Below are 23380 nucleotides of genomic sequence, written 5' to 3'. Positions count from 1 at the left end.
TTTAACGCTTCATTTCCGTGATAGGAAACATGTAAATTCTGAATTAATAATGTGTCGTCCAACTCTTTCCACTCCCTTTAGATGTTTAATGACTTGCATAGAGGTCATAAACTTTCCCTAAGGCAACTTTTTCCGAAAAAATAAAAGGTTCTACGGGAACTCCTCTAATAAATTATCTTATGTATTTGCATCTGTAAAATAAACTTGTACTAATGAATTTATTTTTCCTAAGGGCAACTTTAATAACATTATATTCACTCTATTCCTAATTTACAACCCTAAATATTATGTTTATGATTGACCATTCTAAAAATAAGGTTAAATTATTTATGGTTTACAAACGAACAGAAGCTCTAGAAATCTGTTGTATGGCAAACTAAATAGCTAATGATCTTACCATCGAGGTAGTTACCGCATGTTTAATGCGTAGTTTTTGTCTACTCTGCAGTAATGAATCCGTTTCTTTCGTCGTTATTTTTCAACATAAACATCCGTTTTTGATGAAGATGCTTATCTAGTGGTGTTTGGACAGTGTATGCTGGATTGGCTACTTTACTACTTTGACAAAATGTTCTATATAATTGTACGCTTTTTATAACCTATTGCCATTTTTCACCTTCCTCTTACCATTTTAATAGTTTCTCCCCCAATGTAACGTCAGGTGTAAAATACAATCAATTCTTCTACTGACGCTATATTAGGAATAGTTGGTACTGCAAAAAAAAAATGAGCTTACCACATTTAATGGTTAGCTCATAAGCAATACTAATAGTCTTCTGGAAACAAAATCATAACATGATCACCTTGATCCATCACCCAAACCGTTCTGAGAATTGGATTTACCTCTCTAAGTGGTAAAACAATGTTCGTTTCTCTTTCAGGTATTTCCTGCCTTTGTCTAAGTAGTTGTTTATTTTTCTCTATACTGAATTCAAATACTTGTAAGTAATCCGTTAATATCTCTTGATTCTCCTGGATGTAGCTCGCAATGAGCTTCTTATGTTCTTCTGATAGTTCTTCAGCAACAGCTCTAGTCATATAGAATGGTTTATCTAGTTCGAACAGCGGAAATCAACTCCCATTCTCTAATAGCCACTCTTCTGTCTCTGGATCATGAGTCCCTACTATTGAGTAAAACAATTGGAACTCTTGATCATTACGCACTGCACAGCGGTAATACTCTAATCCCTTTAACTTGCATAGTTCCACATATTCAAGTTCTAATGAATGGCCAATCTTAGCAGCAACGCGATCCCCTTTTTCCAAAATATGAAGTGACCGCCAAGTAGACAAGCGGAAATCCATTAAGTATGTTTCATTTCCTTCTGCTTCATAAATACTTAGAAAATCTTTCTCAATCTCTGTTATTAGTTCAAGAGGTATTTTCTCCCTTACTCTTAACGACTCTATATCTGCTAAAGACTGTATAATCTCCATACACTTCTCCTCTCTACAATAACTCAACAGCATCTCTTTTCTCTTGCCTGGTTGTCTGAATATAGTACTTGGCAGTCATATTAACCGTAGAGTGACCAGCCAACTTACTTACAGTTGTTAGGTCTACCCCCTTTTTTAGCAGCCTTGTACAAAATGTATGACGAAACAAATGCGGGTGCAGCTTAAAACCTAACTCTTTAGATATCTTAGCTAACCAATCTCTTACTGCATCTCTATGCATTTTCAGTGCTCTTTGACTAACAAGTAGATATTCACTCTCATAAAATTTAGAAGTTGCTCTAATATCTTTTACATATACTCGTATTAGTTCAACTACATCTTGTCGCAAACTGATCTCTCTCACCTTCCCACCTTTTCCTCTAACTGTGATTGTATTAGTCAGGTATTCAATATCTCTAAGTTTTATGTTAATAAGCTCACTCACTCGAACCCCTGTGTATAAAAGTAAATAAACGATTAGCTTATTTCTAGGATTCACTTTCCTTGGGTCTTCAAGGTAAAAAAGTAGTTGTTCTACCTCTTTGTCTGACAGGGCAGTAACGACATGCTCACTCCCTGAAGCAACCATAATCCGATCCCTTTTCATATATATGAAGGATTGACTAACTACACCTTGAAACATTAAAAAATCATTGTAAACTTTTAAACTGTTAATCTTCTTGTTGATTGTTGCAGTCGCATAGCTTTGATCAATGAGGAATTGTTTATATCTTAGAAAAGCGAACCTTGAAAGTAACTGTCTCTCATCAGTCATTTTTTCAGACATATACTTTTGGTAGCTTAGCAAGTCTCCTACGTAAGACTCGATAGTCGTGTCTGCCTTTCCTTCCTCTTCTAGCCAATGTACAAACTCTTTTATTAGCATCATCTGTCCCTCCAAAATACAAAAAGCCATTGATGCTAAAAGTTCTACATCAATGGCTTTATTTTTTAAAAATCTTAAATAAACTAAACAACCTAAACAATAGGCAAGGCACCCTGTTTCTATTGGGAATTAGCTTCACTAACTCACTTCCCTTCTTCAATATGAATTACTTGTCTCTCATCCTTCAGTTCTTTTATTACCTCAGCAGCAACAGCAACTAAGACTGTTACAAGAATTTTCTGCCACATTTCCTTTCACCTCCCTTCACGCATGACCCTCCTGTAGCGTCAATACAATAGTAGTGTCATTGTCGCTATTGTCTCTACTGACACTACTTTAGGGACAGTTATTCACCACTCCCGACAGAACTATATTTAAGTCGTGAGTATTTACAAAGCAAAAATAGCTAAAGTGCTTGGTGTTATTTAATATCACTTGGTCATCCTTATCTTGTTAGAGTTTTGTCGTAAGTAATGTATTAGTTTTGTCGTCAGTTTTCTTACTCTTGACTATATCTCTCAAGATAGCGAGTGTAATCCTGAATAACATTTCGATAAAATCAAACACAACTTGGCCTTTTCGCACCTAACTTTATTGATTATCTTCAATATTGCTATACGGTACTAATTTCCATTTATACTTCAGGGCAGGATATAGAGGATGGAAACCCTTTCTACCAAAATTCGCTTCTATTTGAAGAATGTTTGCCTTCTTATCTAACAGAATAGCTAAGATCATATTTAAGCGTTCAACAGCCTTCTTGATTTTCTCTGCTCCTTTACCAACCGCAATAATAACATCATCTGTCCTTAGAATAGCTTCTTGGATACATTTCAAGTTCTCAGTTACAGACTCTTTTGTCTCTTTCCCTTCAATAGTAGGAAATAGATTTACAATATCTACAACACCATATCCCAATTTATTTAGATTATTAATGACATTCATTGTTGTATGATCTTGTACAATTTCATCTGCCTGACCTGCATTTTTCATAATGACAAGTGCTTTTCTCTTATTCTTGTTCCACTCTTTTCTAATGAGATACTTGTTATTCTTATCGTCATCAAAAATGACTTCCGTTTTTATCGTACATTTTACTGTTTTCACCTTTTTTCTCCTTTCAAATGTAGCCTATATCTTTCAATGACCAAAACCTTTCTTCACTAAAGAGGACAGATAACAACTCTATTCATTCCCCCTCTTCTATTGGTATATCAGTTTCAAATACAGCATCGTTCTTTAGGCATAAAGCATACAACCACTTACTTGCATCATTGTTCTCAGTTGCTAAATAAAAGATCCACTCGTCCCCTTTGTTATCTTCATAACTAGTAATCAAAAGGAGGAGTGGATCTGGTAGATTAGATAATATTTCTTTTGGAAACTGCTCGGGTTCATCCAATTCGTCGTGGTAGAACGTAACGGCTTCCCAACCTGTCTCGTCAATATCTACATTAGTGCCTAGTACTACTTCAAGGTATGATTGAAACAACTTTGATTCCTTCTTCACTTACCTAACGCCCCCTATATCCTATATCTTTTAATATTATCACCTACAAAAATGTGATCTATCAGCTCTATCCCTATAATCTTCCCTACTTCTACTAATTGTTATGAAGGATACTTTTCTATTTCTAAAAGAATATGATTATCTACTAATTTTCCATCTCTTATGCACAAACCATGTAACCATTGATCTGAATTACCTTCTGGAGCAGCAATACAAAAAATCCACTCCTGCTTTTTCTTGTCGACATATTCCATCGTCAAGAGCAGAAGTGGATCTGGTAATTTTTCTAAGTCTTCTTGTAAAAATAACTCTTCATCAATCTCTTCATGAAAAAGTATCATGGATTCGGTAGCTACTTCATTTTTCTTAATCTCTATACCATACTTTGAGTTCATATACCTCTGAAACAACATAAATGGACTTTGCATTGTAATCTCCCTTTCTTTAGATATGTCCTTTCTCTTTCAATGACACAAACTTCTCTTCACAAACAATTAGATGGTCAAGAAGCTCAATACCTAATAACTTACCAGCCTCAGCTAACCGCTTTGTAACTTCTATATCCTCTCTTGATTCAGTTGGATCTTGAGATGGATGGTTATGAGCTACAATGATGGAAGCTGAATTAGCCAGAATAGCTACTTTCATGACTTCTCTTGGATGAACAATTGAAGCATTTAGACTTCCTACATGACATACATTGATTGCTACGGGCTCATTTTTCGTTGATAAACAAACTACTAGAAATTTTTCCCTATCTTCATCAACTAACATTGGCTTCAATAAATCATAGGCATCTTGTGGACTTTGTACCTTTCTTTTCTGATACAGCATAGACTTTTCCTTTATTAATTTAACAGAAACTAGATTTACTCTTTTAGCAGATTTCATGTAAAATACCCCCTAATATTATTCATTAATATAATATATTTCCATAAATTGATTAGTAGCGGGTTTTGAAAAATATAAAAACTTAATTAAACCTGTTCACACACAATTTCTGGGAAATTATTAGGAAAATGAAACCACAGTATTTAATTTCAAGTATAATAGTAGGAGATAGATTGAAGGGGGTCCCAGCATGGCATATCAACCAGAAGCAGAACTTGAGAGAAATTTACTTAAACAACTTGTAAATCAAGGATACAAAGCGGTTAAGATTGCCGACTATGACGCATTATTATCTAATTTCAAGCAACAGCTTAATTTATTCAATAAACATAAACTAAATGGGCAACCATTAACAGATATAGAATTTAAGAGAGTTCTTACATTAATTGAAGGCAAGAGCATTTACGACTCTGCAAAGATCTTACGTGATAAGCAACTGATTGAACGGGAAGATGGTACGCAGCTTTACGTAGAGTTGCTAAACACAAAAGATTGGTGTAAGAACCTCTTTCAAGTCACGACGCAAACAACAATGAATGGTATTTACACAAACCGCTATGACGTGACAATCCTAATTAACGGCTTACCACTCGTTCAAATTGAATTAAAAAGACGAGGACTCGATTTCAAGGAAGCGTTCAATCAAATTCAGCGCTATCGTCGTCACACTTTTTCTGGTTTGTATCGTTTTCTCCAAATCTTTGTCGTAAGTAATGGGGTTGATACAAAATACTTTTCCAACTCTGATTACGACATTCAATTTGGGTTCACATTCTTCTGGTCAGATGAGGAGAACAAGCTGATTACAAACTTACAAGAGTTCAGTAGAGCATTCTTACAAACGTGCCATTTAGCAAAAATGATTAGTCGTTATATGGTCATTAATGATACAGATAAAGCGTTAATGGTCATGCGTCCATACCAAGTGTATGCAGTGGAAGCACTTGTAAAGCGTGCTACCGAAACAAAGAACAACGGCTTTATTTGGCATACGACAGGTTCTGGTAAGACATTAACCTCTTTTAAAGCTGGACAAATACTAGCCGACGAAGAAAATATTAAAAAGGTATTCTTCCTTGTTGACCGACAAGATTTAGATACCCAAACCATTGCTGAATTTAATAAGTTTCAAAAGGGATCTGTAGACCGTACTGACAAAACAGAAATACTCATCGAACAAGTTAAAGATCCAATGAAGCGTTTTATTGTTACAACAATTCAGAAGATGAACAATGCGATTAAAAATCCAAAATACGCAAAGGTTATGGCCCCATACAAACAAGATCATGTTGTATTTATTATTGATGAGTGCCATCGCAGTCAATTTGGTGATATGCGAAAAGAAATCGACCGCCATTTCCAAAACGCTCAATACTTTGGCTTTACAGGAACACCTCGCTTTGTCGAGAACAAAAGTCAAGATGGACGTACAACGGCTGACCTATTTGAAAAATGTCTCCATCTTTATCTCATCAAAGATGCAATTCGTGATGGTAACGTACTTGGCTTCTCTGTTGAGTATATTCGTACTTTTAATGCAAATATCAAAGAAGATGATGATACTAAAGTACAAGCGATTGACACGGCTGAGGTCTGGCATGACGATCGACGTCTTAACCTTGTTGCAGATCACATTTTAGATAACCATATTAGACGTTCGAAGAGTAAAGGCTATTGTGCAATTTTTGCAATAGATTCAATTCCAACGCTTATCAAGTACTATGACATCTTCAAAAAGAAAAACCACAAATTAAAGATTGCTGGAATTTATTCATATGGACAAAATGAGGAAAGCGATGGTACAGAGGAACATTCTCGTGAAACATTAGACCGTATGATTGTGGACTATAACAATATGTACAACACTGACTATTCGACAGAAACTTGGGATCGTTACTTTGCTGATGTGTCTAAGAAAGTGAAATATGCACAGATTGACATTTTACTTGTTGTAAAGATGTTTCTCACGGGATTCGATAGTAAACCACTCAACACATTATATGTAGATAAAAACATGGTGTATCATGATCTACTTCAAGCTTACAGTCGTACAAACCGCGTTGAGAAATCAACAAAGCAGTATGGTAACATTGTTTGCTATCGAAATTTAAAAGACAATACAGATGATGCAATTAAGCTATTCTCTAGAACAGATAATGTTGATACTGTACTTATGAGTAGCTACGATGAATATCTAAAAGCTTTTAACGAAGCACTCAAAAATCTTCGAGCAATTGCAGTTATTCCAGAAGAAGTAGATGAACTAGAACGTGAAGAAGATAAACGAAAGTTCATTGTCGCATTCAAAAATGTCACGAAGATGCTCCAGCGTTTACAGTCATTTTCTGATTTTGAGTTTGATGAAACTGAACTTAAAATTTCACAACAATCATACGAAGATTACAAAAGTAAATACTTTAAAGTTTACGAAGAGTTTAAGCGTAGCGAAGTTCCAAAAGAGTCCATTCTGCATGATATTGACTTTGAGTTAGAGCTGATGCATACAGACCGCATCAATGTCGGCTATATTATGAATCTAATTGCGAATTTAAGTACTGAAGATCATAAGGAACGTGAGAAAGAAATCCGCCTTATAAAACAAGAATTAGACCATGCATCTGATCCGAAGCTACGTCTAAAAGTTGAGTTGATCAAAGGATTCTTAGATAAAGTTGCACCAACTATAGCACCTAATGAATCTGTAATAGATGCCTATAATCGCTACGAAGAAGAAATGAGCGAGCAGGAACTCACTTCTTTTGCAAAAGAAGTAGATATTGAAGATAGCGTGTTACGTGAACAAGTATCAACTTATGAATACTCAAATTTAATTGAAAAGAATGCAATTATGGACTCTTTATCGGGATCGTTTTTGAAGAAAAACAAAACAATTAGACATATCACATCGTTTATCCGTGACTTTACAGAAAAGTATGGTGCATAGAAGCCAACTGCTTAATTATTATCTGTTTAAAGAAGAGCGCAGAATTAGCGCTCTTTTTTGATATTTTAAATAATATCAAAGAAATATATTAAAAGTGTTGATATTTTATAAAATAACATTTATACTAAACGTGTAGTTGTGATATATTAAAAAATATCAAAGGAGGGTTGTTGTGAAACTTTATGAAATAGCACAATTCACACAAGGTGCTTTTGCAAATCGGTTAGAAACGTTCGCTGACAACATCGAGACATCAACAGTTAGACTGCTTTCGCTCAAGCAATTTAACGAAACTCTTGGACTAACTTATCGAATTTCAAATGAGAAAAGTGCTGAAATAACTGTACCAAAAGAAAAACTAACACCACAACTTTTAACGGATTCAAATAGTTTAATTTTACACACACATACCCAGAAATTCGCTTTGTTACCTGATAAATATAGTGGGTTATTATTAACTAATAACTTTATAAAAATTCAATTTACAAGCGATGTAGATCTAACCTTCTTTGAATGGTACTTTAATGAACATCCAGTCATTCAAAAGCAATTATCAGTGTTAAGTGAAGGAACAGTCAACTCATTATTAAAACTATCTCATTTAAAAGATTTAGAAATTGACTTACCACCTATTCAAAAGCAAAAAACGGTAGGTGAAATTGCCCAGTTGAAAAAGAAACAACAATCGTTATTAACTGAAAAACGTGATTTACAGCAGCTATATATTCAACAGAAGTTAATTCAAAGTATTAATGTTAATTAAAAAATTATAGGAGGAATTTTTATGACCACAAGTGAAAAACAACGTCAACAACAAGCTGAGTTACATAAAAAATTATGGGCGATGGCAAATGACTTACGAGGCCAGATGGATGCCAACGAATTTAAAGATTATATCTTAGGACTTATTTTCTATCGTTACCTATCAGAAAAAGTAGAAGCACGAGCTAAAAAGTTATTAAAAGACGATAACATTGCTTATGCAGAAGCATGGGCAAATGAAGAGTACCGAGAGGACTTAGCTGAATATCTAATTGATGAGTTAGGTTATGTAGTAGAACCTCAATTCCTGTTCTCACGCTTTCTTGAGGAAATCGAAAAAGGAGCAAATGGCAACTTCGATGTAGAGATGCTACAGAACGGTGTAAAAGCAATTGAGACATCTACTTTAGGTACTGCAAGTCAAGACGACTTCCAAAATCTATTTGACGATATGGATTTAGCGTCTTCACGTTTAGGACGTACTGTTAAGGATCGTACGAATTTAATTAGTAAGGTCATTGTCAACATTGCTAGTATTCCCTTTTTGCAAGATGATGTAGAAATTGATGTTTTAGGTGATGCATACGAATATATGATTTCCCAATTTGCAGCAAATGCAGGAAAGAAAGCCGGGGAGTTCTATACACCACAACAAGTATCTAAAATCTTAGCGAAGATTGTAACTGCTGATAAATCTGAAATTCGAGATGTATATGATGGGGCTTGTGGTTCAGGATCTTTGCTACTTCGTGTAGGTAAAGAAGCAAAAGTACACAAATATTACGGACAAGAAAAAGTTTCAACAACATACAACCTAGCTCGAATGAATATGTTGCTACATGATGTTGCATACCAACGTTTTGATATTCAAAATGCGGATACATTAGAAGAACCGCAACATATTGACCAACGCTTTGAAGCAATCGTTGCCAATCCTCCATATTCAGCGAAATGGAGTGCAGACGATAAGTTTAAAGAAGATGAACGATTTAGTGGCTATGCAAAACTAGCACCAAAATCAAAAGCAGACTTTGCCTTCATTCAACACTTCATTCATCAATTAGATGATAACGGTACAATGGCTGTTGTATTACCACACGGTGTGCTATTCCGTGGTGCGGCAGAAGCAGCAATCCGTAAGTATCTAATTGAAGAAAAAAATTACTTGGATGCAGTAATCGGTTTACCAGCAAATATATTCTACGGTACAAGCATTCCAACATGTATCTTAGTATTCAAGAAATGCCGTAAGCAGGATGATAATGTACTACTCATCGATGCTTCCAATGAATTTGAAAAAGGAAAAAACCAAAACCATTTATCTGATGTTCACGTTGAAAAAATCATTGCAACATTCTTAAGTCGTGAAACAATAGATAAGTATTCATACGCCGCAACTCTAGAGGAGATCAAAGAGAACGACTACAACTTAAACATCCCTCGCTACGTGGATACATTTGAAGAAGAAGAACCAATTGACCTTAAAGTAGTTGAAAAACGTTTGAAAGAGATTGGTGAAGAAATTGCGGAAGTCGATAGAGAATTAGAGAAGTACTTTGAAGAATTGGGAGTGTAGGCAAATGAATACACCTAATTTACGCTTTAAAGGTTTTATTGATAGTTGGAAAAAATGTAAAATTGGTGATTTTTTTGAACACCTAGCAACTGGCAGTACACCATCACGCTTAAAACCTGAATATTTTAATGGAGATATTCCATGGATTAGTAGTGGAGAACTGAAAAGTCATTATGTTTCTAGTACCAAAGAATACATTACTATTGAAGCTATAAAAAAAACTAATTTAAAAATTCACCCTGCTGGCACTCTCTTTATAGCAATAACAGGACTAGAAGCAAAAGGAACTAGAAGTAGTGCAGCAATAAATACAGTACCAATGACTACAAATCAATCTTGTCTAGCTTTTCCTTTAAATAAATATATCGTTTTAGATTTTTTATATCATTGGTATAAAAAAATGGTGAACAAATTGGGATAACATTTACACAAGGAACAAAGCAACAAAGTCTTACACCTAATCTTGTTAAAAACCTAGATATTTATATCCCTAATGAGAAAATTGAACAAGTAAAAATAGCAGAATTTCTAAATCTATATGACCAGAAGATCAAACTTCAACAAGAAAGAATCGACTTGCTAAAAAAACAAAAAAAAGGATTTATGCAGAAGATTTTTAGTCAGAAGTTAAGTTTTAGAGATGAGAATGGGCAAGAGTTTCCTAAGTGGGAGAAAGTTAGACTTGGCAAATTAACCAAAAAAACTGGTAAGAAAAATTCAAAAGGGATAAAATATCCTATAGCAGCTATTAGTAATAAAAAAGGATTTATTTTAGAAGGTGGTCGTAATTACTCTAACGCTGATGTAGATATTAAAGCATATAAACTCGTTCATCAAAATGAATTTGCTTATAATCCAGCACGGATTAATGTAGGTTCTTTCGGCTTACAAAACGTAACTGATACTACAATTGTAAGTTCTTTATATGTAGTATTCGAAACATTACCTGAGTTAATCCAGTCGTACTTAAAAGCTTATATGCACTCTCGCTACTTTAATCAAGATGTAATTAAAAATACAGAAGGCAGTGTACGTGAATACTTGTTCTATGAAAATTTCGCTAACATTAAGATCCCACTACCATGTGTTGCAGAGCAAAAGAAAATAGCTGAATTCTTAACTAGTTTAGACTCCAAAATTATATTAGAAATGCAAATATTAGAACATCTGGACAATCAAAAAAAATCCTTTATGCAACAAATGTTTATTTAAACTTATTGGGAATGTAAATTAAAATTGTTTATATTCCCAATAGTCTTTCAAAGAATAGGGGGATGCAATTGTTTTACGGAACGAAGCTTTTCTATAAAGTTCTTTATTATGTTACAGCAATGGCTCCAGCTTACTTTCTATTCTTACTACAAATAAATGATAAATTTAATAAAGCTTTCGATACTAATATTTATGTAATGTGCCTTATTTTGTTTATTCTCATCATTTCATTGGCATACCTGTTAAAAAATAGCTTATATAGACACTACATTAAAGAGCGTGGTAACGAAGTACCAACTAGTGAAATTCAACAGTATTCCCAATCTAACTTAGAAGAATCGAATGGTAGTGTTATTTCCTTCTTACTTGGAAATATTATTCCTGGTGTTTTAATTATGGAAAATAGTATATATGAAGCTATCATTGTCTTTTTAACACTACAAATTCTTATTTTCATTCTAATCATGAAAAGTTCTGATATTTTTCCTAATATTCTACTTGTTATTTTGGGAGTTGATCTTTGCAAAACAAAAGAAGGAAAATATCTATTTGTTTTCAAAAAAGAGACTGTATCAGAATTAAAGGTTTTTCAAATAGGAGATTCTTCAAAGTCAAAAACATTTATAACCATTTATAAAAAGTGAGGTAACATATGAATCTAATCAGAATTTGGGTATGTACATCAAAAAACGCTAATCTCAATCGAATTTACAGCTTACAAACTGGTAAAGACGAGCGAACTGCAATTTATAAATGCTTTGAATCCGATTTAAATAATAAATCAGATTCAGATTCCTATTTAGAAAAGTTAAACGGTGATGCACTAATTGATGATATTCCATATTACATTATTTTTGACGATATCGATACAAATAGTTATTTACATCCGTTCAAGGAAAAAATAAATGAAATTATAAATCCAAACAGCCCATCAGTAATTCAGTTTTCTAAAAGTCCTTTAAAACAAGGAGAAATAAAAAATTTAGAAGAAGATGAAGGCATCAAATTTATTATTGCACAGTCAAATGATGAACTATTTTTCTTACATGCTTCTAATCACGCGATTATTAAAAATAAATTAATACTGAACTTCGATATTAATGAAAACTCGTCAGTGCTCACTGTTCCAAAAGGGATCCAAGTACCTAGTGCAATTACAGCTAAACTTAATTGGGCTACAAAGAAATTATTTGTCTATGATGTCAATAAATTTGAGAGTATGTTAACCTTGAATGAAAATCAAAAAGCAAAATCACAAGCTACGTTAAATAAATTTAATACTGGTGAATATAAAATTTCTTCTGACCAGTATATATTTAAAGGGTTAGGCTCACAGGACGTGCAGCAAAAGCTTCAAATGAGTAAAAGAGCTATTAGACGTTTAGCAAAGTATCAACCTTCAGAAAATAACTATCCTATTGAAAAAATTAAGGAAGCTGTTGAGCGATTAGATCCAAGTTTACATGTGAACTTCAATGATACAACAAAAGAGATCATCATTTCACCCGATACAGCAAAAACCTTTGTAGGGATTATTCACAATTCTATTATTGAGCGATTAATATCGGGAGATGTAGAAATAACAGTTTAATATAAGACAATAGTATTTAGTAAATAACAGCACCTCTCTCACATTTTAAGAGACGGTGCTGTTGCTACTTACATAAATTCAATTCGTAATTTTGTACCACTTACAAAAAAACCTCATTTACTTATGGTACGGTTCACCCCGATTAATCCGAAACGCTCGATACACCTGCTCCACCAACACGAGCTTCATCAACTGATGCGGAAATGTCATCTTAGAAAACGACAAGCTCTCATTTGATCTCTTCATCACAGCCTCACTCAATCCAAGCGACCCACCTATAACGAATGCAATCTTGCTTTTTCCATAGGTAGCTAGCTTGTCTACATTATCTGCAAGCTGTTCTGACGTCATCATCTTTCCTTCAATGGCTAACGCAATCACATGGGTATCAGGATGAATCTTCGCTAAAATTCTTTCTCCCTCTTTTTCTTTGATTTGTAACATTTCTGCATCACTTGCTTGTTCAGGTGCTTTTTCGTCGGCTACCTCTATCTCTTCGACTTTGGCGTATGCGCCAAGCCTCTTTGTGTATTCAGCTATTCCCATTTTTAAATATTTTTCTTTTAATTTGCCAACCGTTATGATTTGGATATTCACAATGTGTATAACCTTCCCTTCACTTTATCCACAGTAGTTATCCACATATCAACAGTTGTGGATTTTTTATTATGGTTCCACCGTGTATAAGGCTGCCTTTTCACAAAAACTACACCCTGTGGATAAACTTTCATTCGTTTGTTCTACTTTCTCTATAATTGGTGCCTGTTCTTGTTCGTCAACCGTCATATCAATGGCTAATTCAATATGTTCATTACAAGCAAAGTACATACATAACGCCCTTTCTTCATACATTTTCTCATTATAGCATACCCAAAAAGTTCACTGTGGATAAACTAAATAGAAAATACTTTTTGATAAAGATTAATGCTGTGTAAACATTATTCTCCTAGTGCAATAGAGCGGAAGCCACTCGACTCCTGCGGGAAATAGAGGTAAGGTCGAGACCCCACAGGCGCAGTCGAGGAGGCTCTACACCTCCTTGCGGGTGCGAGTGGCTGCAGCGCAATGGAACGAATATCTTTAGAACACAGAATCCATAGAAAAAGAGCAGATAAGATGAATCCACCTTATCTGCTCTTCTATTCAATCCCACTTAAAAACTCTGTTGTTCGGCTAACTGAACGTTTATAACTTCTCTATTTCCATTCCGGTAAATCGTGACTTCTACATCTTCACCAATTCGTTTTTCTGTATAGAGAAACTTCCTTAGATCATGACTATCTCCAATTTCAACCCCGTCTATTTCAACAATTACATCATAATCTTGTAGCCCAGCTCGATCGGCAGGAGACGTTGGTGCAATACTTGTAATCACAACTCCACCTTTTATATCCTCAGGCAGCCTAAGTGTTTCCTGCCAATATGAGCTTGGAATCTCACTTAGCGAGCGAATCCCGACTCCAAGTTGTGGTCGGCGAACCTCACCTAACGTTTCTAGATCTTCAATAACCGGAATCGCAATGGCGGTTGGAATGGCAAACCCGATTCCCTCCACTGAACTTTGAGCAATTTTCATCGAGTTAATTCCAATCACTTGTCCTTCAATATTGACAAGTGCTCCTCCACTATTTCCAGGGTTAATGGCTGCGTCTGTTTGCAAGACTTCTGCATGCCAATCAACTTGTCCGTTTCCAGTTAAATCAACAGGAATGCTACGCTCCGTTGCACTGATGATTCCTTGCGTTACCGTACTTGAAAAACGTAGACCTAATGGATTTCCGATTGCTAACGCAGGCTCACCGACTCGGAGTGTATCGGAACTACCAAATTCGGCAACCGTTTCAACTGATCCTCCGTCTATTTCAAGGACCGCTAGATCCGTGATAACATCTGTTCCTAGTAATTCGGCTGGTACTCTAGTACCATCTGCTAGGCTTACTTCAATTTCATTAGCTCCATCAATGACGTGGTGATTTGTTACAACATAAGCCTTGTCACCACTTTTTTTATAAATAACACCAGATCCTGTTCCTTCATTCTCATCTCCCGAAGAAAAGAAACTAGATTGTCTCATATTAATTACACCTACAACAGCATCTGATACTCGGTCCACAGCTTGAGTTACATCACTGTTCACATCAAGGTTCACGGCTTGAAGACCTTGCTGTGGCGTTTCTGAATCAAATACAGCAATTGATTCGGGTTCTGTCTGAATCGTATAAGGAAGAAGCCCATAGTTCGATAGAATCGGCATCGAAAATAAGACACATAGTCCTCCTATGATTGAACCAATAAAAGCCGCAACAATTGGAACCCCACGTTTTTGTGAATCTCTTCGTGTTCTTACTTGATCTGTTGAATGATCATCATAATAACCCATGTATAACACCACCCTTTTATCCTAAATAGTAAGTAGTCATTACCCTTATTATAATAAGAAACATAAGAAAAAATAGCGCTATGGGCTTTTTTAAATTATTTTTTACACTTGTTTTATAATTCCCAACAAGTTTGACGCATAATCATCAAAAAACAACTTTTTCCTCATTTTTTTGTACAAAAAGAAGCAGAAAAGGGTATTCTGCTTCTTTCATACTATGAAACAATGGCTAACGCTGTTGGGTTGTGAGGATCGGTATCATATAGTTCAAATTGCTCCCCCACAGCCATACCTTGTTCTTTTAGCACTTGTTCAACGGACAATCGTGCTAAGTCCTTCATATTGTTATCAAGGCTTAAATGAGCCAAATAAATGCGACTTGTGTTATCACCAATCACTTCTGAAAGTGCAAGTGCTGCATCCTCGTTCGACACATGGCCCACATCGCTCAAAATCCGACGTTTCACACTCCACGGGTAACGACCCATACGTAACATATTCATGTCATGATTGGACTCAAAAATAAACATATCTGCTTTTTCAATCGTTCCTTTAATTCGTTCACTCACATACCCCATATCAGTGGCGAGCACTAACTTTTTGCCTTCATGGTGAAACGTGAAAAACATCGGTTCAGCTGCGTCATGAGATACACCAAACGATTCAACATCTAAGTTCCCGAATGTTTTTACTTCTCCTGTAGCAAACGTGAACTTCTGCTCATTTGACAATGTCCCTAACTGCCCATCCATCGCTTTCCACGTTTTTTCATTGGCATAAATGGGGAGCTTGTGCTTTCTAGCAAATACACCGACTCCCTTAATATGATCGGAATGCTCGTGACTTACTAGAATTCCATTTAACTCTTTTGGATCTCGATTTATTTGCTGAAAAAGCTCGTCCATTTTCTTCCCACTTAATCCTGCATCTATTAATAAACGCTGCTCATCTGTCTCTACATAGACAGCGTTGCCTGTACTCCCACTCGCAAGTACACTAAAGCGTAATGTCATTCTCCTCATTCCCCTCAAAAAACTTACGTAAGCTGCTGTACGGATCCTCCAATTGCATGAACCAAATACGTTTCTCCATCTACCGTTACACGCCACATTGGAGCAAATACTTGTACATCCCCAGTTGGGCTAAAAAAGCTATAATATCCAAATTGAACATTGGTAATCGTTTGATTCATACGAATTAATTGATCATTTAATAACACTTCAATTGCCTTTAGACTTGAAAGAATCTCTCGTTCTTCTCCCTCTTGCTCTTCAAATTGAAAATGTCTCTGTTGGTAGCCTACAATTTGAAGATCCTCATCAAGCTGCAAAATTAGCGGTTCTTCTTCTAGTGTATAAGCTGTTTTTTCTCCATACATTTGGTATAAAGTCACTCGATTTTTTTCTGAGTCAAACCCTCCAAACCGATACGTCTCTCCTTTAAACACATGAGATGTTAAAAACGTGCTTAACTCTGTAGCGAAGTTCTCACGAGATAAAGCGAATGGTTCTATCAGCTGAGATAGAATTGTATAGTCATCGAGAAGCTCTATTTTTTGATTATCATCAAGAGGAACATCTGTCGTCTGAATCTCAATATACTTACCAACAACAAGTAAACCTGGTGATTCCTCTTCTGGCAAATCTACTTCTATTTGGACGTTATTTTCTCTTAATACTTCTTGAATGGTTGCTTCTGTAATCATACTTATTTGGTTCACATTATGTGTCTCCACTAACTGCCATGTTAAGAAAACATTTAACAAAAAGAAGGTGAAAATGAAAATCGTTTTTGTTCTACTCCAATCCATTTGCTCCACCTTCCTCTGGCTCAAAGGTCACTTTTTGCCACCTGTTTCCGTAATAAATAAACCAGTGTGGTTCGACCGTGACAAAAGATGAATTTCTTGAAATCATTTCATATCCAATCGTTACTTTTATAAGCCGACGCTCATCAAAAAATTCCTGCCTTTTTAAATAGTTGATTACTTCTTCTCCCGATGGCAGTTCAATTTGCTCCCGTGCATCAATCGGAAAGGCATCCAATTCAAAAAGCGGTCTAGAATAGTTTACAATTTGGTTCCCAGAACGACTAATTTGCAAACTCATATCTCCTTGGCCTTCAAATTGAACGACCGGTACTCCCTTTATTTGCATTTGAAAAACAGCTTCATCACGAATGTCAGAAGAGTTCCAATTTGCAAGTATATAATCATTCGTCCAGCCGCCATGTCCATTTATAAACTCATAGCTATTTTGAACAATATGTTTATTGCTTCTTTCCTGTGTTTCAATAAAAACAGGATTGTAATACTCCATAAAAGCCCCATTATTATGCATCGTAATAATACGATTTCCATCTGTATAGGAATCTTCCCCATCTGTCTGTTGGTAGTACTTCACAGAACTAGGTCCGTGAAAAGAGACTGTTTAAAAAATTCACTAGACAAAGGAGATGTCGCAAACGATAATCGATCAACGTAAACGGGGTCTACTGGTAAATAAATATTCTCACTAAGTCGCTTTGAAGCTGTTTCATCTAACACCGTCATCACTTCGGTATATTCCTCAAAAGGCTCCAAGTAATTACTTTCAAAGTCTCCGACAGATAGACTCGTTTCAAACTCTATTAAACGTTCTTCTTCACTCGCTAGTGCTTGCATATGAACAGCGTTGCCTTGATCGATAAATAAAAACAACCGATCAATTTCAAGTGTTGGAATGGCTAATTCTTCATCATAGATACCAAACAACGCTAAAAATATACTTGTTGGCAAGGATGTTGGAAAAACCAACTCCACTCCATTTCCCGTGGTTTGAGTCGGAAAACGATCAGTCGAAAGCAAGTTTACTTCATTTAAGTTCGTTGCTAATAGTTTTTCATAGAACAAATCAAACTTCTCTTCATCATTTCCGATCATCCCATATTGTTCGTCACGATGAACAATGATTTGTTCTGGTCTTACCACTTCTGAAATCACTCGTTCTTCTCGCTCTTCATTTAACGAATCTGGAACATACCTTGAAACCGTATCATCAAGTAGAGCAATCTCAGGCTGAAATGTATAGAGCTGCCACGTTAAAATAACGCTTATCCCAATTAAAATAATTAGCAGTGTCGATTTTAAATGCTCATAATTCATTGGTTATCCTCCTCTTGCATTGCAGGCAATGTAAAGAAGATCGTTGTCCCTTTTCCATATTCACTTTCTGCCCAAATTTCACCTTGATGCGCATGAATGAGCTCTTTTGCGATGGCAAGTCCAAGTCCAGTTCCTCCAACGCTTCTTGCTCTGGCCTTATCAACTCGGTAAAAACGCTCAAAAATTTTCGTCTGACTTTCTCGCGGAATTCCCATTCCTTGGTCTGCAATACTAATTTGCAACTTTTCACCTTGCTGCAAAAGGGCAATCGTTACATTTCCACCCTCAGGAGAATATTTCATTGCATTTGAAATAATATTATCAATAACTTGTGTCATTTTATCCGTAGCTATCTTCACATACGTTGGTTTTGAAGAGATTTTTCGAATAAAGGTAATATGTTTATTCTGAGCAATCATCTCAAAACGATCAATCACTTCGTGGAGGAATTGCCCAATGTCCACTGATTGAAAGGCTAACTTATAGTCATAGCTATCAATCTTCGATAACTGTAAGAGATCATTCACGAGTCTAATCATGCGCTCTGTTTCGTTTTGAGTTACACCTAGAAACCTAGGACCTAACTCTTGATCCGACATGGCTCCATCTTCAAGCGCTTCTAAATAACTTCTCATTGTTGTAAGCGGCGTTCGTAATTCATGTGAGACATTTGCCACAAACTCGCGACGTTCTTGTTCAATTTTTTCTTGTTCCGTCACATCATGGAGAACGGTAATCAGACCATTGATTGGTCCATTTTTCTCTTGAATAACAGAGAAATTTGCTTCAAGCAAATATTCTTCTTTTGGACTGCTAAAATCAAGTAAGATTGAATCTGATTGCTCATACAACTCATTTAAGGCAAATGAATCAGACAAACGAAGAACACTTGGCAATAACTGACCCATTGCTGCATGACTCGAAATATTTAACAGTTCTTCTGCACGCTTATTCATTAAAATAATGCGACCATTTTGATCAGTTGCAATAACACCATCTGTCATATGTGTTAAAACAGATTTCAATCTCTTTTGCTCACGGTCACGGGTTAACGTCGCTTCTTGCAGTTTCATCGTCAAATCATTAAACGAGGTTGCAAGTTGTCCAATTTCATCACCACTATATACCGTAACTTGCTTGGTAAAATCTCCTCGCCCCATGCGAGTGGCCTGTTTTCTCATATCTACAATTGGCCCTGTTATCGTTCTTGCGACAAAGATAACAAGCACAGACGAGATAACAAGAGCAATAAAGGTACCACTAATTAATATATTGTTAATTTGTCTTATTTGATCATAGATATCTTCCATTGATGCTTCAATATACAAAGCTCCAACCGGACCATCATCCGACTTAATTGGAACAGCTAGCACGCGTACACGGTGTCCTGTTGTCGGATCACGAAGCACATCTCCAAACTTATTTCCTAATAATGCCCGCTTCACACTCACTTCTGTACTTTGTTGTCCAATAATATGTCTGTTAGATAAGTTCGATGTAGTGACAACAACGCGATTTTGATCAATCACTTGTACTTCTGATTGTTCAATAGAGAATGTATCACGAAGCAACGTATTAATATTGGCAGTTAATGCCGTACGATCCTCTTTGTTTTTCGTCATTTCCTGGGCAAGATTAAATGACAGTAAATTTGCACGATCATCAAGCATTTCAAAGTAATTAGATACTAATTGACTTTCTAATTGTCTTGTGAAGTAAACACCAATTATTTGAATAGCAATGAAAATAATCAATACGTAGATAATGATCAATTTGAACTGGATCGACTTAAAAAAGCCAACTTTACGATCCATTTATCGTTGCTCCTTTTGTTCAGGTGACGATAAATAATACCCTACCCCTCGTCTTGTAATAATCCAAATAGGGTAACTAGGGTTGTCCTCTACTTTTTCACGTAAGCGACGGACCGTTACATCAACCGTTCGAACATCACCAAAATAATCATACCCCCATACTGCTTGAAGCAAATGTTCCCTTGTCATAACTTGTTCTAAATGCTTCGCTAAGTAGTGAATCAACTCAAACTCACGATGTGTTAAGTCAATCGCTTCTCCACGCTTTTTCACTTGATAAGCTTCTGGGTAAATTGTTAAATCCCCAACAACAATTTCTTTTTGAGATGAGGTTTCTTCATTGCTAGAAGTGTGACGTCGCAAATTTGCCTTTACTCGCGCCAACAACTCTCTCGTACTAAATGGCTTTGTCACGTAATCGTCTGCTCCTAATTCCAAGCCAAGTACTTTATCAATTTCCGAATCTTTTGCTGTTAACATAATAATCGGTATATCAAATTGTTTTCGAACCTCTCGACATACTTCCATTCCATCTTTATGTGGAAGCATAATATCTAACAAAATCAAGTCAGGTTGTTCGCTTGTTACTAGATCAATCGCCTCTAAGCCATCATAGGCACACACAACTTCATAACCTTCTTTTTCAAGATTAAACTTCAAAATATCTGCGATTGGTCTTTCATCATCGACAACTAATATGCGCTTATCCATTGTGCAGATCTCTCCCGTCCATTATAAAATCTACTTTTATTTTAACACATGTACGCAGCTCACGTTGGCATTAACACCTGGTAAATAAATGACAAAAACGCCCCATACTAGGAGCGTTTTTTATTATCTATTAAGAAAGTCCATTGGGTTTTTTAATTGCCCATTTTGATAAACTTCAAAGTGCAAATGAATTCCTGTTGAGTTTCCTGTTTGACCCATTACACCGATTTTTTGACCTTTCGTAACCGTTTGTCCAACACTTACATCCATTGAAGCTAAATGCGCATACCATGTTTCCATGCCATTGTTATGATTGATTTTAATTAAGTTCCCATAACCGCCGCTCCAACCTGCAAATGTTACAGTACCATTATCTGCTGATAAGATATTGAAGTTACTCGGTCGTGCAATATCGATTCCTCGGTGAAATCTTCCCCAACGATTACCTTGATAACTAGAAATATACCCACCAACAGCTGGCCATCCTAGCGTCCCAGATCCCCTTGAAGGAATCACCTTTGTTCCCTTTGTAACAATCTCTGTAACAGGCTCTTTCGTTACTTCTTCAGAAAGAACTTGACGTTTAATGACATTACCGTTTTGTTCAGTTATTTCATACGTAACGACTTGCGACCCTGCTTGTCCCTCTTGCGTCACTTTCTCATCACCTTTGTACATAGAGTCATCTTCTTTGACTTCTCTTGAAAAAGGGATTTCCTCTTCTGACTTTAGAACATGAGTCGCTACAACTTTTACTAATGGACGATAATCTTGTACCGTAATTTCGTCCCCTACACGAATCAAACTATTTTCATCTAAGTCATGATTTAATTCTAATAATTGTGACGTCGTTAAGTCATGATCACTAGCAATTGTTCCTAACACATCGCCTTCTTTAACAACATAAGGTTGCTCTTCTAATACACCATTTGTTAATGTTTTGACTGCTTCTTCTGTAGTTAGAACCTCTTCTGGGGCAACCAAAACTTCCTGCTCCGTTACTTCTTCTGTCAGCTCTAGTTTCGTAACTTCCTTTTCACCGATTTCTAATTGAAGTTCTTCATTTTCTAGGCCATTTAAATAGTTCTCGTAATCTTCTTCTTCAACATATTGCGAAATGAACAACTCTAAAGTTTCTTCAGCTTCCTCTTCAGAAGGTAAATAAACAGCTGGTTCATCATCAATCATTAAAGCAACAGCTTCTACTTGGATCACTATACTCTCTTTAATTTTATCTAAAATACCATCATCAATCTCACTTTTTGTAAAAACAAGTTCAGGGATGACTCTTATATTTTCACCTACAGTTAATGAAAAGGTAGGATACTTTTCTTCATACTGACTTTGTAACTTATTAATAGATTCATAGATTGCATCAACATCATTACTAATGCCAGAATGACGTTCATCAATATAGACATGATAAATCGTATGTACATCTTGATCCTCTTCAGCATCAACAGTTTGCGAAGATGCAAATAACGTAATAGCCATAAAAAAGATGACGAATGTTTGAAGAAGTATATGTTGTGGTAAATAATTAAATAGTTGTTTATGATCTGTTAAGAGTTTCTGTTTTACTAACATTTTTTCCTCCTACGAAAAACAAAACCTGCATAATTTGTTCTATTTTTGACAGCAATCGCCAACCTTTTCTATTTTAGCATATCCTACTAAATTATGAATAAATAAACCAAACTGAAAATAGATTGTAATATTCCTGTCATATTTCTGGATATTTAAGGGAATTTCGTCTAAATAAAAAATAAAATCCGCATGGAATATCCACACGGATTAAAAGTGCCGGCCAGAGGACTTGAACCCCCAACCTACTGATTACAAGTCAGTTGCTCTACCAATTGAGCTAGGCCGGCAAATATAAAAATGGTGGCTCAGGACGGAATCGAACCGCCGACACATGGATTTTCAGTCCATTGCTCTACCGACTGAGCTACTGAGCCACAAACAACTATGAAATTAAATGGCGGTCCGGACGGGACTCGAACCCGCGACCTCCTGCGTGACAGGCAGGCATTCTAACCAACTGAACTACCGGACCAATTGAAATTTTAAAAATGGTGACCCGTACGGGATTCGAACCCGTGTTACCGCCGTGAAAGGGCGGTGTCTTAACCGCTTGACCAACGGGCCACTTTATAAAAAGTGGTGAGCCATGAAGGACTCGAACCTTCGACCCTCTGATTAAAAGTCAGATGCTCTACCAACTGAGCTAATGGCTCTTGCTGTTATTTTCAAATCGCTTGTACATCTCTTAGCGACAAGATTTATAATACCATAGTGATTTTTCTAATGCAAGTGTTTTTATAAAAAAGTTTTTAGTGGTTTTTGTCGAAGCTTCTTATAGCTTAAAAGAAATGCATGAAGGATGCAATAGTTATTACATCCTTCGATTTTAGATAATAGTAAATTTGGGGTTTGTGACTGTGACATGTTCGTTCCATTACGCTGCAGCCACTCGCTTTCCGCGGGGAGGTGGCGAGCCTCCTCGGCTATGCCTGTGGGG

At 36.0% G+C, this 23380-nt stretch carries 24 protein-coding genes and 5 tRNA genes; 7 read left to right on the top strand and 22 right to left on the bottom strand.

Annotated elements, in window-relative coordinates; all coding sequences use genetic code 11:
• Window positions 1-765: 765 nt before the first annotated feature.
• The 7 genes from JCM9140_RS10145 to JCM9140_RS10115 all read right to left on the bottom strand — a co-directional run bounded on the left by JCM9140_RS10145 (window position 766) and on the right by JCM9140_RS10115 (window position 4724).
• Window positions 766-1038 (bottom strand): DUF960 family protein, encoded by a 273-nt coding sequence (locus JCM9140_RS10145; protein WP_034745612.1) that lies wholly within the window; start codon window positions 1036-1038, stop codon window positions 766-768.
• 33 nt (window positions 1039-1071) lie between these two features.
• Window positions 1072-1437 (bottom strand): hypothetical protein, encoded by a 366-nt coding sequence (locus tag JCM9140_RS10140; RefSeq protein ID WP_034745610.1) that lies wholly within the window; start codon window positions 1435-1437, stop codon window positions 1072-1074.
• Between the two features lie 13 nt (window positions 1438-1450).
• Window positions 1451-2326, bottom strand: a complete 876-nt coding sequence (locus JCM9140_RS10135) for a tyrosine-type recombinase/integrase (protein ID WP_034745607.1) — start codon at window positions 2324-2326, stop codon at window positions 1451-1453.
• 588 nt (window positions 2327-2914) lie between these two features.
• Window positions 2915-3430, bottom strand: coding sequence for a DUF1643 domain-containing protein (locus JCM9140_RS10130; protein WP_034745604.1), 516 nt, complete (start codon window positions 3428-3430; stop codon window positions 2915-2917).
• A gap of 82 nt (window positions 3431-3512) precedes the next feature.
• On the bottom strand, window positions 3513-3833 hold the full coding sequence (locus JCM9140_RS10125; protein ID WP_052002175.1) for a hypothetical protein: 321 nt from the start codon (window positions 3831-3833) through the stop codon (window positions 3513-3515).
• A 101-nt stretch (window positions 3834-3934) separates the two neighbouring features.
• Window positions 3935-4261: a hypothetical protein gene (locus JCM9140_RS10120; protein WP_052002174.1), complete on the bottom strand. Its 327-nt coding sequence runs from the start codon at window positions 4259-4261 to the stop codon at window positions 3935-3937.
• Window positions 4262-4277: 16 nt separating this feature from the next.
• Window positions 4278-4724 carry a JAB domain-containing protein gene (locus JCM9140_RS10115; protein ID WP_034745601.1) on the bottom strand — a complete coding sequence of 149 codons (447 nt, stop codon included), beginning with the start codon at window positions 4722-4724 and terminating at the stop codon, window positions 4278-4280.
• 190 nt (window positions 4725-4914) lie between these two features.
• Here JCM9140_RS10115 and JCM9140_RS10110 point away from each other — a divergent pair, with 190 nt between their 5' ends.
• From JCM9140_RS10110 to JCM9140_RS10080, 7 genes are all read left to right on the top strand, one after another.
• Window positions 4915-7668 (top strand): type I restriction endonuclease subunit R, encoded by a 2754-nt coding sequence (locus JCM9140_RS10110; protein WP_034745598.1) that lies wholly within the window; start codon window positions 4915-4917, stop codon window positions 7666-7668.
• A 172-nt stretch (window positions 7669-7840) separates the two neighbouring features.
• A complete protein-coding gene (locus tag JCM9140_RS10105; RefSeq protein WP_034745595.1) occupies window positions 7841-8431 on the top strand; it encodes a restriction endonuclease subunit S in 591 nt (196 codons plus the stop codon).
• A gap of 21 nt (window positions 8432-8452) precedes the next feature.
• Window positions 8453-10006 carry a type I restriction-modification system subunit M gene (locus JCM9140_RS10100; protein WP_034745592.1) on the top strand — a complete coding sequence of 518 codons (1554 nt, stop codon included), beginning with the start codon at window positions 8453-8455 and terminating at the stop codon, window positions 10004-10006.
• A gap of 4 nt (window positions 10007-10010) precedes the next feature.
• A complete protein-coding gene (locus JCM9140_RS10095; RefSeq protein ID WP_034745588.1) occupies window positions 10011-10427 on the top strand; it encodes a restriction endonuclease subunit S in 417 nt (138 codons plus the stop codon).
• 155 nt (window positions 10428-10582) lie between these two features.
• A complete protein-coding gene (locus JCM9140_RS22470; RefSeq protein WP_052002173.1) occupies window positions 10583-11218 on the top strand; it encodes a restriction endonuclease subunit S in 636 nt (211 codons plus the stop codon).
• Between the two features lie 68 nt (window positions 11219-11286).
• A complete protein-coding gene (locus tag JCM9140_RS10085) occupies window positions 11287-11862 on the top strand; it encodes a KwaA family protein (protein WP_052002172.1) in 576 nt (191 codons plus the stop codon).
• 8 nt (window positions 11863-11870) lie between these two features.
• Window positions 11871-12809, top strand: coding sequence for a hypothetical protein (locus JCM9140_RS10080; RefSeq protein WP_034745585.1), 939 nt, complete (start codon window positions 11871-11873; stop codon window positions 12807-12809).
• Window positions 12810-12926: 117 nt separating this feature from the next.
• Here JCM9140_RS10080 and rlmH read toward each other — a convergent pair whose 3' ends face one another.
• From rlmH to JCM9140_RS10010, 15 genes are all read right to left on the bottom strand, one after another.
• Window positions 12927-13406, bottom strand: a complete 480-nt coding sequence (gene rlmH, locus JCM9140_RS10075) for a 23S rRNA (pseudouridine(1915)-N(3))-methyltransferase RlmH (RefSeq protein ID WP_034745582.1) — start codon at window positions 13404-13406, stop codon at window positions 12927-12929.
• A gap of 69 nt (window positions 13407-13475) precedes the next feature.
• On the bottom strand, window positions 13476-13637 hold the full coding sequence (locus tag JCM9140_RS23140; protein WP_081727651.1) for a CxxH/CxxC protein: 162 nt from the start codon (window positions 13635-13637) through the stop codon (window positions 13476-13478).
• A gap of 325 nt (window positions 13638-13962) precedes the next feature.
• Window positions 13963-15189, bottom strand: a complete 1227-nt coding sequence (locus JCM9140_RS10070) for a S1C family serine protease (RefSeq protein ID WP_034745579.1) — start codon at window positions 15187-15189, stop codon at window positions 13963-13965.
• 215 nt (window positions 15190-15404) lie between these two features.
• The gene (locus JCM9140_RS10065) at window positions 15405-16202 is read right to left on the bottom strand and encodes an MBL fold metallo-hydrolase (protein WP_034745576.1); all 798 of its coding nucleotides are present in this window, start codon (window positions 16200-16202) and stop codon (window positions 15405-15407) included.
• 23 nt (window positions 16203-16225) lie between these two features.
• Window positions 16226-16999: a two-component system regulatory protein YycI gene (locus JCM9140_RS10060; protein ID WP_034745573.1), complete on the bottom strand. Its 774-nt coding sequence runs from the start codon at window positions 16997-16999 to the stop codon at window positions 16226-16228.
• Window positions 16986-17591 carry a two-component system activity regulator YycH gene (locus tag JCM9140_RS25515; RefSeq protein WP_034745570.1) on the bottom strand — a complete coding sequence of 202 codons (606 nt, stop codon included), beginning with the start codon at window positions 17589-17591 and terminating at the stop codon, window positions 16986-16988. The genes JCM9140_RS10060 and JCM9140_RS25515 overlap by 14 nt, the downstream gene beginning before the upstream one ends.
• Window positions 17588-18331, bottom strand: a complete 744-nt coding sequence (yycH, locus tag JCM9140_RS25510) for a two-component system activity regulator YycH (protein WP_034745568.1) — start codon at window positions 18329-18331, stop codon at window positions 17588-17590. The genes JCM9140_RS25515 and yycH overlap by 4 nt, the downstream gene beginning before the upstream one ends.
• Window positions 18328-20145: a cell wall metabolism sensor histidine kinase WalK gene (walK, locus tag JCM9140_RS10045; RefSeq protein WP_034745565.1), complete on the bottom strand. Its 1818-nt coding sequence runs from the start codon at window positions 20143-20145 to the stop codon at window positions 18328-18330. The genes yycH and walK overlap by 4 nt, the downstream gene beginning before the upstream one ends.
• Window positions 20146-20856 carry a response regulator YycF gene (yycF, locus tag JCM9140_RS10040; protein ID WP_034745562.1) on the bottom strand — a complete coding sequence of 237 codons (711 nt, stop codon included), beginning with the start codon at window positions 20854-20856 and terminating at the stop codon, window positions 20146-20148.
• Window positions 20857-20979: 123 nt separating this feature from the next.
• Window positions 20980-22443, bottom strand: coding sequence for a M23 family metallopeptidase (locus JCM9140_RS10035; RefSeq protein ID WP_052002171.1), 1464 nt, complete (start codon window positions 22441-22443; stop codon window positions 20980-20982).
• 214 nt (window positions 22444-22657) lie between these two features.
• A tRNA-Thr gene (locus tag JCM9140_RS10030) sits at window positions 22658-22730 on the bottom strand.
• An 11-nt stretch (window positions 22731-22741) separates the two neighbouring features.
• Window positions 22742-22817, bottom strand: a tRNA-Phe gene (locus tag JCM9140_RS10025).
• Window positions 22818-22838: 21 nt separating this feature from the next.
• Window positions 22839-22915: transfer RNA gene (locus JCM9140_RS10020), tRNA-Asp, on the bottom strand.
• 17 nt (window positions 22916-22932) lie between these two features.
• Window positions 22933-23007, bottom strand: a tRNA-Glu gene (locus tag JCM9140_RS10015).
• A 13-nt stretch (window positions 23008-23020) separates the two neighbouring features.
• Window positions 23021-23096, bottom strand: a tRNA-Lys gene (locus JCM9140_RS10010).
• Window positions 23097-23380 lie beyond the last annotated feature (284 nt).

The organism is Halalkalibacter wakoensis JCM 9140 (assembly GCF_000513095.1).
GTDB lineage: Bacteria > Bacillota > Bacilli > Bacillales > Bacillaceae_D > Halalkalibacter > Halalkalibacter wakoensis.
This window is presented reverse-complemented; position numbering and strand designations above follow the sequence as displayed.